We start from the raw sequence: 10,773 nt of genomic DNA, 5'->3' as shown, positions 1-10,773 counted from the left end.
ACCTCTTCGCGCGAGCGCGCGATGACTTCGACAAGATCGGGGCCGATGCCGGTTTCCTCGCCGAGCTCACGATAGGCCGCTGCCTCGGCTTCTTCGCCCGGATCGATGCCGCCTTGCGGCATCTGCCAGGCGTCGGCGCTTTTGTCGAGCCGTTGGCCGACGAACACTTTTCCGGCTTGATTGACCAGCATAATGCCCGCGCAGGGGCGGTAGGGGAGGGTGTCATTGGTATTCATCGCGCCGCCTTAGCCGTCAGTTGGCGGCAAAGGCAATCGAACAATCGGACGTCTGACCTAGTTTGCAGCAAAAGCCGATGTTTTTGAACTTGGGAATCTTGCGCTCACCGGTTCAGCATCGCCTTGAGCGCGCGGAAGATCGCGTCGCAATCGTCCTGCGCAGACGGCACGCCCTTGCGCAGGCAGATGAAGCCGTGGATCGTCCCGCGCATCTCAAGATAGCTGACATCGACCCCGGCGGTGATGGCACGCGCGGCAAATGCCCGCCCCTGATCGCGCTGCGGATCAAGCCCGGCGGTGACCAGCAGCGTCGGCGGCAGGCTGGCGATATCGCCAAGGATGCAATCGTTGCGCGGGTTGCCCGGCGTTGCGGCATAATGGTTGGTGAACCAGTCCATCGCGCCCGATGTCAGCAGATAGCCTTCAGCAAACTCAACGAATGAGCCGCTTGCAGCCGTGCTGTCGACGACCGGATAGAGCGGTGCCTGCGCGATTACCGGCACCGCGGCGGGGCGCGCCACCAGCGCCTGGGTGGTTACAATCGCAAGGTTGCCACCCGCGCTGTCGCCCGTGAAGATCAGCCCGGTGATGTCGGGGCCCAGATCCTTGCCATTGGCGGCAAGCCAGCGCGCGGCCGCCTCGCAATCGTCCGGCGCGGCGGGGAAAGGGTGTTCGGGCGCCAGCCGGTAATCAACCGCCACCAGCGGCAGGTCCATCTGCGCCGCCATTTCGGTGCAGAACGCATGGTGGGTATCGAGATCACCGATCACAAAGCCGCCGCCGTGGAAGAACATGATCGCCGGGCCTGCCTCGCGGGTTTCGCGCGCATCATAATAGCGCAGCGCGATGTCACCCGCCGGCCCGGGGCAACTGAGGTCGCGGACGATCGCGAGCGGGGTCGGCTCGGCATCAACGACGAAGCGCATCATGCGATAGGCCTCGCGCCCCTCGGCCAGCGGCAGTTCGTTGACCGGCGGGGCGCCCGCAGATGCCAACATGGCGAGCAGCATCGCGGTGTCGGGCCGCACAAAAGGCGCAGGGCTTGCGCCTGCGGTTTCGGCTTCGGCGCGCTCCAGTTCACTGATCTCGCTCATCGTGGCTTCATCCTCTCTGTTATACAGGTCACAGGTTAATCGGTTGGATGCGGCGGGTCTATCGGCAAAATGCGGCACGACGCCGCACAAACCCCTGCTCCTGCCGCCTGACACAAAAACTAAATTGCAGCCTTGATGCTGCCTGCTAAAGGGAGCACCCTTTATCAGCGAACCGCAAGAGTCTGTTTATCATGGCATCTGCCGCAATCATTCGCCCCACCGACACGCCCGAAACTCCGGACGCGGTTGTCGTGCGCTTTGCCGGCGACAGCGGCGACGGTATGCAGCTCACCGGGGGCCAGTTTACCCTCTCGACTGCGCTGGCGGGCAATGACCTTGCCACCTTCCCCGATTTTCCGGCGGAAATCCGCGCGCCGCAGGGCACGTTGTTCGGCGTCTCGGCGTTTCAGATCAACTTTGGCAGCAGCGAAATCGACACCGCAGGCGACATGCCCGATGTGCTGGTGGCGATGAACCCGGCGGCGCTCAAGACCAATGTCGGCGCGTTGAAGCCGGGCGGGCTGATCATCGCCGACGAAGGCGAGTTCACCAAGCGCAACCTCGACAAGGCGAAATACGAGACCAATCCGCTCGAAGACGGCTCGCTCGCGCAGTGGCAGCTGATGAAGTTCAACATCTCGCAGCTGACTCTCGATGCGGTGCGCGATTTCGGACTTGGCAACAAGGAAGCGCTGCGCTGCAAGAACATGTGGACGCTGGGCCTTGCGTTGTGGATGTTCTCGCGCAAGCGCCAGCCGATCATCGAATGGCTGCAGGCGAAGTTCGCAGGCCGCGAAGAGATTTTGCAGGCCAATGTCGCCGCGCTCAACGCGGGCCACGCCTTTGGCGAGACCGCCGAGCTGTCCGGCCCGATGCGGCAGTACCGGATGCCCGCAGCCCCAGCAACGCCGGGTCTGTATCGTACCGTCACCGGCGCGGAATCGATCTCGCTGGGGCTGGTCGCAGGCGCGCAGCTTGCAGGCCTGCCGATCTTCTTTGGCGGCTATCCGATCACCCCTGCCAGCGCGATTCTGCATCACCTCGCGCGGCTCAAGGAATATAACGTCACGACCTTTCAGGCCGAGGACGAGATTGCTGCGATCTGCGCCGCCATCGGCGCGAGCTATGCCGGCTCGCTCGGCGTCACCTCGTCATCTGGCCCCGGCATCGCGTTGAAGGGCGAGGCGATGGGGCTGGCGATCATGACCGAGCTGCCGCTGGTGATCGTCAATTCGCAGCGCGGCGGACCGTCAACCGGCCTGCCCACCAAGACCGAACAGTCCGATCTCTATCAGGCGGTCTATGGCCGCAACGGCGATGCGCCGATGCCGGTGATCGCCGCGCGTTCGCCCGCCGATGCGTTCGATTGCGCCATCGAGGCGTGCCGCATCGCGGTGCAATATATGACCCCGGTGATGCTGCTGACCGATGGCTATATCGCCAATGCGGCAGAGCCGTGGAAGGTGCCTGACATGGACAGTTACGAACCGTTCCCGGTGACCTTCATGGAAAAGGCGCAGGAAGGCGGCTTCCTGCCCTATGCGCGCGATGACAAGCTTGCGCGGCCCTGGGTCAGGCCGGGCACCGAGGGGCTGATGCACCGCATCGGCGGTATCGAAAAGGCGCTGGGCACGGGGCACATCGATTATTCGGCCGAAACACATCAGGCGATGACCGACATCCGCCAGAACAAGGTGCTTGGCGTGGCCGACAGCATCGGCGATCAGGAGGTGCTGGTCGGCGCGGCTGGCGGCAAGCTGGCGGTGGTTGGTTGGGGATCGACCTATGGCCCGATCCACCAGGCAGTGCTGCGCGCGCGCCGCAGCGGGCTCGACGTCAGCCACATCCACATCCGCCACATCTGGCCGACGCCCAAGAATCTTGGCGAACTGCTGCACAGCTTTGAGCATGTGCTGGTGCCTGAAATGAACACCGGCCAGCTGAAAACACTGCTGCGCGACCAGTTTCTGGTCGATGCGAAGCCGCTCAGCAAGACATCGGGCCAGCCCTTCACCATCTCGGAAATTGAGGCGGCGATTGAGGCGATGGCCGCTTGACCGTTGAACAGCCGGGATGTCCTCAAGGCCCTTGCTGCCGATGGCTGGAAGCCCAAGCATCAGGCTGGAAGCCATTTGCAATTGGAACATGCGTCAAAGCCCGGTAAAGTTACGGTTCCGCACCCGAAGAAAGACATTCCGCTGGGTACGCTTCGCAGCATTGAGCGGCAATCCGGTGTATCGCTGAGGAAACGGAAATGACCCAACGCGTTTATTATGGATCGGTCTGCAAGGGGCCACATTCGTTCGGGATATCGTTCATCGATTTTCCGGGATGTGTGTCAGCTGGCGATACGATGGAAAATATAATCGCGATGGGCCATGAAGCCTTGCAATTGCATATCGATGGCATGGTCGAGGACGGCGAGACAATCCCGGAACCGAGCGAGGTCACACTGGAGCGCACAGCTGCGGAATTCGATGATCCGGATGATCCTGTCGAAGGTGAATCATGGGTCGCCGTTGTCCCGATCCTCATTGACGTGCGGTCGCAGGATGCTGATGTATCTGTGCCGATCAAAGCCTCTTTGTTCCGCAAGGTCGGTGAAGTCACTACCGACCGCGAAAAATTCATCATGGATGCGACCCGCCGAGAACTTGACCGCCTGAGAAACACCGCCTGAGAAAGATCGCCTGAACATGAACGAGATGACCAAGATCGCGCCGCGTGCCGTCACCACCATCAAGGATTGGGAGACCGACCAGGAGGTGCGCTGGTGCCCGGGGTGCGGGGATTATGCGATACTGAAAGCCGTGCAGCGAACGATGCCCGAGATCGGCGCGGACCCGGCGAAAACCGTGTTCGTGAGCGGGATCGGCTGCTCGTCGCGCTTTCCCTATTACATGGAAACCTACGGCTTTCACACCATCCATGGCCGCGCGCCGGCGGTGGCGACAGGGCTGAAGCTCGCCAACCCTGAGCTCGATGTGTGGATCATCACCGGCGATGGCGATGCGCTGTCGATCGGTGGCAACCATTCGATGCACCTGCTGCGCCGCAACCTCAATTGCCAGATCCTGCTGTTCAACAACGAGATTTATGGCCTGACCAAAGGCCAGTATTCGCCGACCAGCCGCGAGGGCACGCGCAGCCCCTCCACACCTTATGGATCGGTCGACCGGCCTGCGTCGCCATGCGCCTTCGCGCTGGGATCAGGCGCGCGGTTCGTGGCGCGCAGCATCGACATCCACAAAAACCTGCCCGATCAACTGAAAGCAGCTTACGCGCACAAGGGCGCGGCGTTTGTCGAGATTTTCCAGAACTGCATTGTCTACAACAAGGACGTATTCGCCGACTTCACCGAAAAGAAGAACGCGTCGCACAGCCAGCTTTGGCTGGAAGACGGCCAGCCGATGCTGTTTTCGGGCGGCACCAAGGGCATCACCTTATGCCATGATGACCTGACATTAAAGGTGGTCGATGTGATCGGTGGCGACTGGCAGGCGGCGGGCGTGATCGTTCACGATGTCACCAACCGCTCGGTCGCGCATATGCTGGTAGAATTGCCGTTCGGCAGCTTTCCGATGGCGTTGGGCGTGATCTATGATGATCCCCGCCCGACCTTCGAGGACGGCGTTCGCGCGCAGGTGGAAGCGGCCAAGGTTGGCAAGCTGCCTAACCTGCAAAAGCTGGTCAGCAAGGGCCAGACCTGGCTGGTTGAAGAAGACGGCTTCGCGCACTGACTGCGTTGCGACTGGCGCGGCGCTTTAGCCAGTGGCGAAATGACAGCGGCGAACCCCGGGGGGCTCGCCGCTGCATCTGCTAGATCCGAGCTGATATTGGCGTCAGCTCATTGTGCGGGGGTATTCGTGGTCGCGTTTCCGCGATTGTCGTCAATCCGGTCGGCCTGTTCCTCGCCGGCTTCTTCAACGGCATCAGCCTGATTTTCCAACGCTTCTTCGCGTGCCTCGGTTGGGGCTTCATCAGCCATGTCGTCAATCATTTCAGCCTGATCTTCGGCCTGCTCTTCAACCTGTGCAGCTTCTTCGCTCTGACACGCAGCAAGTCCAAGCAAGGCAACGCTGGCGATACCGGTAAGAATGAGTTTACGCATTGTGCGCTTCCTTTTTCCTGTTTCATGCATATTGCATGAACAGACCTACGAATTCGCTACAGGATGGTTGCGTGGCGCGACGCAGCCTGTTTGATAAAAACGGATGAATAAAAAGCAGGCGCAGTTGCGCGCGTGTGTCGGCCACGCGCGCGGCTAGGGCGTACCTGCGGTGAGCGTCTTGATCATCTCGCTTGCCATCAGCCTGCGGTGCACAGTGGCGGAGTGGTTGCTTGGCACCGAATACAGCGCCTTCAGCAGCGCCATATCGATTTCGGTCAATCCATCGGGTCGATTTGCCTCGTCCGCGCTAAACAGCGACATGATACTGGTCGATTGCGGCGCGGCATCAATGCGGGTGCGCGACAGCACAGAAAAGGCGATATAGTCTGACAGCGCCGCCAGCGGCACATTGGCGACGCGCGGCACATCGACCAGCACAATGGCACCCGTCAGGCTCAGCTGCACCCCGGTGTAGGCGCGGCTAGCCCCGCTGTTGCTCAGCACGGGCAGGTCAAACAATCCGCCAGCGGCCCCGCCACCGGCGAGACCGGTTGCATTTGGCCCGGTTTGACGACCGCCGACGCCTTCGACCTCCTGGCCATAGAACCAGCGAACCGGCAGGCCGGGAGTGCGCAGCTTCTTGCGATCAGCGTTCCAGGTCAGCGACAGCAGCTCGGGCTTGCGCTTCTCGATGTCGGCGAATGCCGCATCCGAATTCGGGGTGAACAGCACAATGACATTGGGCTGGCATTTGGCACCGCCCATGCGAACCTTGGCCTCTGTCGCTATAGCCTGGATCCGGTCGATGACTGCCAGCGCCAGGTCTTCGCGCAGACCAATGGCGCCGATGCACAGCGGGTCTTCCCAACGGGCGTTCTGGTCTGATACCGGTGCGACCAGTACCGCCTGGGCATGTGCCCGCGCCAGCTCATGCGCCTGCTTGCGGGTCATCCTCTCGCCGGTGACGACGATGATGTCATCATCGGACGGTTCGTTGGCCAGCAGCGGGCCGGTCAACAGTGATGTCAGGGCCAGGCCGGCGATAAGGGTGCGTATAACGGTCATCGGTCTGCTCCTGTTGGGCAATGGGTCGAGCATATGAACACGAATTTGCCGTCGTTTATCGTCAAGACTGTCGAGGAATGACAAAATCTGTTTGATAAAGGACCACAATTCGCGCCCGGTTCAACACTCACCATTGCTGCGCTGATTGTCAGCTTTGGGCAAAAACCCGTCGACAGACGGATGACCAATTTCGGCAGACCACTTTATTGGCGTCGGATATCAATCCTCCGCCGGGCTCGATTGCAGCTGGACGTAATTTTCGATGCCCATGCGTTCGATGAGGTCAAACTGCGCCTCGAGCGTATCGACATGTTCTTCTTCGCTGTGCAGGATATAGGCGAGCAGATCGCGGCTGCCGTAATCGCGCACGCTTTCGCAATAGGCGATGCCCTCCTTGAGCAGCGGAATGGCCTCGTTTTCCAGCGCGAGATCGGCCCTGAGAATTTCCTCGACGGTTTCGCCGATCTTCAGGCGGCCGAGCAGCTGGAAGTTGGGCAGGCCATCAAGGAACAGGATTCGGTCCGCCAGCTTGTCGGCATGCTTCATCTCGTCGATGGATTCGCCGTGCTCAAAAGCAGCGAGCTTCTTGATGCCCCAGTTCTGCAGCATTTTGGCATGCAGGAAATACTGGTTGATCGCGGTCAATTCGTTCTTGAGCGCGTCGTTAAGAAATTCGATGACCTTGGGGTCGCCCTTCATAATATTGCTCCTGTGCGGGCCGACGGCGCACTGTTGGCGCACCGACGGACATGTGTTCAGGACATCAATATAGACACGAAGGCGCGCTTTGGGAAGCCGTTGCGGTGCGGGAAATATTTGATTCTTATAGAAAAAATTGCAGGCTATTGCTATGCGGTCGCAGTTTCCCGGGTGATAATGCTTTGCGCGAACGACAGGCACTGGCCACACTTGGGACGCCGCCCCAGCCGGGCATAAACCTCGGTTGGGCGGGCTGCGCCATCACGCAGGGCATCTTTCAAATCCTGTTCGCGAATCGCGTTGCAAATGCAAACTACCATGCGTCTCTCCTGTTGAAGCAGAGATAGCGATATTGAGAATGTATCGCAACAGTCTTTTTGCGATTCTATCGCAATCGCATGGGCTGGGGCTTGCGGCGGGCGAGTGAACGCCACAGCCATTCCATGGGGCCAAAGCGATAACGCGACAGCCATGGCTTGGACCACAGCAGCATCAGCGCCCATGCGCCGAATACGATCAGTATCGCGGTGATGCGGTCTACCGATCCAAATAGGCCAAGGCCCCAGCCGTTAAAGATAAAGGTCATCAGCAGGCTGGTGCCCAGATAGTTGCTGAACGCCGCGCGTCCGGCAGCAGCGACGCGGACGATTAGCGGATGCGCGGCGTGGTTGACGATGAGCAGCATCAGCAGCGCCGCCCAGGCAACCGTCAGCGCAACGCGGAAGGGCAGCGACCACAGCGCAAACGCGCCAAAGGTTGTCAACGGGTCGAACCCGCTGATGATTACCCATGCGGCGAGCGCGGCCATGCCGGGTAAGCCCAGCAGCAGGCCGCGCGATGCAATCTTGCGGTAAAGCCGCGGCGCCCATAGCCCCAGCGCGAAGCCGCTTTTCAGCATCGCCATGCCGATCAGCATCATCGCCAGCGTGTCAGCCGTATAGAGAAACAGCGATGCCTTGATGCCGGGCAAATATAAGCTGGCAGCTTCAGCCAGCACGCCTGCATATGGGCCGCGATACAGGTCGACATTGTCTTGAAGCGTGGCTGTATCGGGCGCGCCGAGTTCGCCGATCATCTCGGCATACGCTTCCAGCGTCTCCGCACTGGCATCCGGGGCCTGCGCCGCAACCTGCAGCCAGTAGCAAGCCGCAAGGATCGCCGCATTGAGCAGGAAAGACAGCAGGAACAGGCCAGCTGCCCAACGCAAAAGCTGGCGTATGTCCTTGCCCACAAACAGCAGCGCGATGGTGCCGGTCATCGCGTAGAGCATCAGGATATCGCCCCACCAGATGAGCAGGAAATGCGCGCTGCCGATGACGAACAGCCAGAACATGCGGTTAAGATGCAGGGCGCGCGGGTTCTGCCCCGACGCCTCGGCGCGTTGCGTGACCAGCAACATGCTTGCGCCGAACAGCACGCTGAACAGCCCGCGCATCTTGCCATCGAACAGCACGAAATTGGCGGTCCACACGCCAATATTGAGCGGATCGGTGCCGCCCCACGCGGCAGGGTTGATGTAAGCCGCTTCGGGCATGGCAAAAGCGGTGATGTTGAGCAGCAGAATGCCCATCACGGCAAAACCACGCAGCGCATCGAGCGAGAGGTGGCGGTCAGTGGTCTGCATCGCAGAACTCCCCTTCGATTCGCTGGCCTCCCGCTTGCATAGCTGTGCGCCGCGCTGGCGTATATCCCGCGTCACTGCCACGCGTATCGAAGCAGAAAATAGACTGGTTGGTTTACAAGCAGACCATACGGTCTATTGTGGCGAGTCTCAAACCGAGGAGATTCGCCGATGACCCTTTACACCTATGCCGATCCCGCCATCGAGGTGATCCTGCGCAAGGCCTCGCAGTCCGCCGGGTTCAACCGCTGGACCGGTTTTGCGCTGGTCGCGGCTGGAAACGGCCAGGTCTGCCTGGAACTCGCGGTGCGTGAGGAGATGACGCAGCACCATGGCTTCGTCCATGGCGGCATCATCGGCGCGATGGCGGATACGGCGTGCAGTTGGGCGGCGGCAACTGTCGCGGGCGACGTGGTGACCGCAAGCTATACAATCCAGTTCCACGCACCCGCCAGCGACGCGCTCATCCGGGTGCGCGCCGCGGTCATCCGGCAGGGTCGGCGCAATGTCTCGGTCGAATCGCGGGTTTTTGCAGTCGATCCTGCTGATGCCGAGCGCCACGTCGCAACAGCTCTCGCGATGATCACGCCGGTTGGTGCCCCCAACTGCTGAGCGAAGGGCGATTAGACCGATCGGTTCAGGTTGGACGCGGAGGAGGAGTTGTGATGGGCGCGCAACGTCGCAAGGGTCCGATATGTCCGCCAAACTGCCGCGATTGACAGGGAGGCGCGACTTCATTAGACTAATCGGTCTATGCTGGCATTTCTCTCTACCGAGACCGGGCTTGACCCGTCGTCAGATCCGGCGAAGGTCGAACCGCGCGCAATGCACCCCACCCGGCAAAGGTTGGTGCTGGTGGCGACGCGGCTGTTCCAGCAGCGCGGGTTGCATGCTGTCGGCCTCAACGAGATTCTCGCGCTCGCCGAGGCGCCCAAGGGTTCGCTCTATCACCATTTTCCCGGTGGCAAGCAGGAACTGGCCGAGGCATGCATCGCCCGGATCGCCAGTGCCACCTTCGCCGCAATCGACGCGGCGCAGGCAAGCGGCATTGATATCACTCGTTTTTTGCAGCAATTGAGCGCCGACACCGGCAAGTGGCTGGAAGACACCAGCTGGTGCGATGGCTCGCTGCTCGCGGTCATCGGGCAAGAGGAAGGCGGGCAAGACAGCGCGGTGGGAGACGCAGTGCGCATCGCCTATCAGCGCATTGAAATGCGGCTGGCCAAATGGCTGATCGTCGAGGGCGTTGCCGTCACGCGCGCGCGCGACATCGCCGCGACGATCATTGCCGCGCACGAGGGCGCGCTGGTGCTGGCGCGCAGCCGCCGCGATGCCGCACCGCTCAAGCTGGTCGCCGATATGCTCAGCGAACTGATCGAACGCGGCTAGGGCACACACCTAAACCAATCAGTCTATTGCGCATGCGGAACGTGCTGACGCGGCGGTTGTCGCCCGGCGTGCGACAGTATAGCCTCCCGCATCAGGCAGGACACTGCCAGGAGAGGACACCCAGATATGATCGCCGCACTGCGCACCCCCGATTCTCGCTTCGATGCCATTCCGGACTTTGATTATCCGGTGTTTTACGCAGAGGATCTGCCCGGATACGAGGGGCTTCGCGCCGCGTGGGTCGATGCAGGGCCGCGCGATGCCGATCAGGTGTTTTTGTGCCTACATGGCGAACCAAGCTGGTCATTTCTCTATCGCCGTATGATACCGGTGTTTCTGCAAAACGGCGCGCGCGTTGTCGCGCCCGATCTGTTCGGCTTTGGCCGCTCGGACAAGCCAGTAGACCAATCGGCCTATAGCTTTGATTTCCACCGCAATCATCTGCTGGCGCTGGTCAAGCGGCTGGATTTGCGGAACATCACGCTGGTGGTGCAGGACTGGGGCGGACTGCTTGGCCTGACGCTGCCGGTCGATGCCGATTTCGCTCCGCGTCTCGCA

The 10,773-nt window shown here is 61.1% G+C and carries 14 protein-coding genes; 7 read left to right on the top strand and 7 right to left on the bottom strand.

All coding sequences use genetic code 11. The features are described 5' to 3' along the window. Both ACEW8G_RS08250 and ACEW8G_RS08245 read right to left on the bottom strand, forming a co-directional pair. Positions 1 to 236 (bottom strand): NUDIX domain-containing protein (locus ACEW8G_RS08250; protein ID WP_373487948.1); only part of this gene is annotated, 236 nt, incomplete at its 3' end. Positions 237 to 340: 104 nt separating this feature from the next. Further along, entirely contained in the window at positions 341 to 1,330 is a 990-nt protein-coding gene (locus ACEW8G_RS08245) for an alpha/beta hydrolase (protein WP_373487947.1), read from the bottom strand. A 191-nt stretch (positions 1,331 to 1,521) separates the two neighbouring features. Between ACEW8G_RS08245 and ACEW8G_RS08240 the strand changes: the two genes are divergently transcribed. Genes ACEW8G_RS08240 through ACEW8G_RS08225 form a run of 4 tightly spaced genes read left to right on the top strand, consistent with a single transcriptional unit; the run spans position 1,522 to position 5,070 of the window. Then, the gene (locus ACEW8G_RS08240) at positions 1,522 to 3,387 is read left to right on the top strand and encodes a 2-oxoacid:acceptor oxidoreductase subunit alpha (protein WP_373487946.1); all 1,866 of its coding nucleotides are present in this window, start codon (positions 1,522 to 1,524) and stop codon (positions 3,385 to 3,387) included. A gap of 3 nt (positions 3,388 to 3,390) precedes the next feature. Next, positions 3,391 to 3,588, top strand: a complete 198-nt coding sequence (locus tag ACEW8G_RS08235; RefSeq protein WP_373487945.1) for a type II toxin-antitoxin system HicA family toxin — start codon at positions 3,391 to 3,393, stop codon at positions 3,586 to 3,588. Next, positions 3,585 to 4,010, top strand: a complete 426-nt coding sequence (locus ACEW8G_RS08230) for a type II toxin-antitoxin system HicB family antitoxin (protein WP_373487944.1) — start codon at positions 3,585 to 3,587, stop codon at positions 4,008 to 4,010. Before ACEW8G_RS08235 ends, ACEW8G_RS08230 begins: the two co-directional genes overlap by 4 nt. A 16-nt stretch (positions 4,011 to 4,026) precedes the next feature. Further along, on the top strand, positions 4,027 to 5,070 hold the full coding sequence (locus ACEW8G_RS08225; protein ID WP_373487943.1) for a 2-oxoacid:ferredoxin oxidoreductase subunit beta: 1,044 nt from the start codon (positions 4,027 to 4,029) through the stop codon (positions 5,068 to 5,070). A gap of 107 nt (positions 5,071 to 5,177) precedes the next feature. Here the strand turns inward: ACEW8G_RS08225 and ACEW8G_RS08220 are convergent, their stop codons facing one another. The 5 genes from ACEW8G_RS08220 to ACEW8G_RS08200 all read right to left on the bottom strand — a co-directional run bounded on the left by ACEW8G_RS08220 (position 5,178) and on the right by ACEW8G_RS08200 (position 8,829). Then, positions 5,178 to 5,441, bottom strand: a complete 264-nt coding sequence (locus ACEW8G_RS08220; protein ID WP_373487942.1) for a hypothetical protein — start codon at positions 5,439 to 5,441, stop codon at positions 5,178 to 5,180. Between the two features lie 153 nt (positions 5,442 to 5,594). Beyond that, positions 5,595 to 6,506 (bottom strand): hypothetical protein, encoded by a 912-nt coding sequence (locus ACEW8G_RS08215; protein WP_373487941.1) that lies wholly within the window; start codon positions 6,504 to 6,506, stop codon positions 5,595 to 5,597. Positions 6,507 to 6,725: 219 nt separating this feature from the next. Then, a complete protein-coding gene (gene bfr, locus ACEW8G_RS08210; protein WP_373487940.1) occupies positions 6,726 to 7,205 on the bottom strand; it encodes a bacterioferritin in 480 nt (159 codons plus the stop codon). Positions 7,206 to 7,354: 149 nt separating this feature from the next. After that, positions 7,355 to 7,525 (bottom strand): bacterioferritin-associated ferredoxin, encoded by a 171-nt coding sequence (locus ACEW8G_RS08205; RefSeq protein WP_373487939.1) that lies wholly within the window; start codon positions 7,523 to 7,525, stop codon positions 7,355 to 7,357. Between the two features lie 65 nt (positions 7,526 to 7,590). Beyond that, entirely contained in the window at positions 7,591 to 8,829 is a 1,239-nt protein-coding gene (locus ACEW8G_RS08200; RefSeq protein ID WP_373487938.1) for a DUF418 domain-containing protein, read from the bottom strand. Between the two features lie 168 nt (positions 8,830 to 8,997). On the opposite strand from ACEW8G_RS08200, the gene ACEW8G_RS08195 reads away from it, so the two are divergent. The 3 genes from ACEW8G_RS08195 to ACEW8G_RS08185 all read left to right on the top strand — a co-directional run. Continuing rightward, positions 8,998 to 9,438 (top strand): PaaI family thioesterase, encoded by a 441-nt coding sequence (locus tag ACEW8G_RS08195; RefSeq protein WP_373487937.1) that lies wholly within the window; start codon positions 8,998 to 9,000, stop codon positions 9,436 to 9,438. Positions 9,439 to 9,579: 141 nt separating this feature from the next. Beyond that, positions 9,580 to 10,215 (top strand): TetR/AcrR family transcriptional regulator, encoded by a 636-nt coding sequence (locus ACEW8G_RS08190; RefSeq protein WP_373487936.1) that lies wholly within the window; start codon positions 9,580 to 9,582, stop codon positions 10,213 to 10,215. A 126-nt stretch (positions 10,216 to 10,341) separates the two neighbouring features. Beyond that, the coding region (locus tag ACEW8G_RS08185) for an alpha/beta fold hydrolase (protein WP_373487935.1) at positions 10,342 to 10,773 on the top strand (432 nt) is incomplete at its 3' end.

Source organism: Blastomonas sp. (genome assembly GCF_041747255.1).
GTDB lineage: Bacteria > Pseudomonadota > Alphaproteobacteria > Sphingomonadales > Sphingomonadaceae > Blastomonas.
The sequence above is the reverse complement of the archived record's forward strand: the minus strand, read 5'-3'. Positions and strand labels throughout refer to the sequence as shown.

What these genes read in the sequence shown, in the direction of transcription:
- ACEW8G_RS08245 (WP_373487947.1), bottom strand. Translation starts at nt 1,330, where the DNA reads ATGAGCGAGATCAGTGAACTGGAGCGCGCCGAAGCCGAAACCGCAGGC.
- ACEW8G_RS08240 (WP_373487946.1), top strand. Translation starts at nt 1,522, where the DNA reads ATGGCATCTGCCGCAATCATTCGCCCCACCGACACGCCCGAAACTCCG.
- ACEW8G_RS08230 (WP_373487944.1), top strand. Translation starts at nt 3,585, where the DNA reads ATGACCCAACGCGTTTATTATGGATCGGTCTGCAAGGGGCCACATTCG.
- ACEW8G_RS08225 (WP_373487943.1), top strand. Translation starts at nt 4,027, where the DNA reads ATGAACGAGATGACCAAGATCGCGCCGCGTGCCGTCACCACCATCAAG.
- ACEW8G_RS08220 (WP_373487942.1), bottom strand. Translation starts at nt 5,441, where the DNA reads ATGCGTAAACTCATTCTTACCGGTATCGCCAGCGTTGCCTTGCTTGGA.
- ACEW8G_RS08215 (WP_373487941.1), bottom strand. Translation starts at nt 6,506, where the DNA reads ATGACCGTTATACGCACCCTTATCGCCGGCCTGGCCCTGACATCACTG.
- bfr (WP_373487940.1), bottom strand. Translation starts at nt 7,205, where the DNA reads ATGAAGGGCGACCCCAAGGTCATCGAATTTCTTAACGACGCGCTCAAG.
- ACEW8G_RS08205 (WP_373487939.1), bottom strand. Translation starts at nt 7,525, where the DNA reads ATGGTAGTTTGCATTTGCAACGCGATTCGCGAACAGGATTTGAAAGAT.
- ACEW8G_RS08200 (WP_373487938.1), bottom strand. Translation starts at nt 8,829, where the DNA reads ATGCAGACCACTGACCGCCACCTCTCGCTCGATGCGCTGCGTGGTTTT.
- ACEW8G_RS08195 (WP_373487937.1), top strand. Translation starts at nt 8,998, where the DNA reads ATGACCCTTTACACCTATGCCGATCCCGCCATCGAGGTGATCCTGCGC.
- ACEW8G_RS08190 (WP_373487936.1), top strand. Translation starts at nt 9,580, where the DNA reads ATGCTGGCATTTCTCTCTACCGAGACCGGGCTTGACCCGTCGTCAGAT.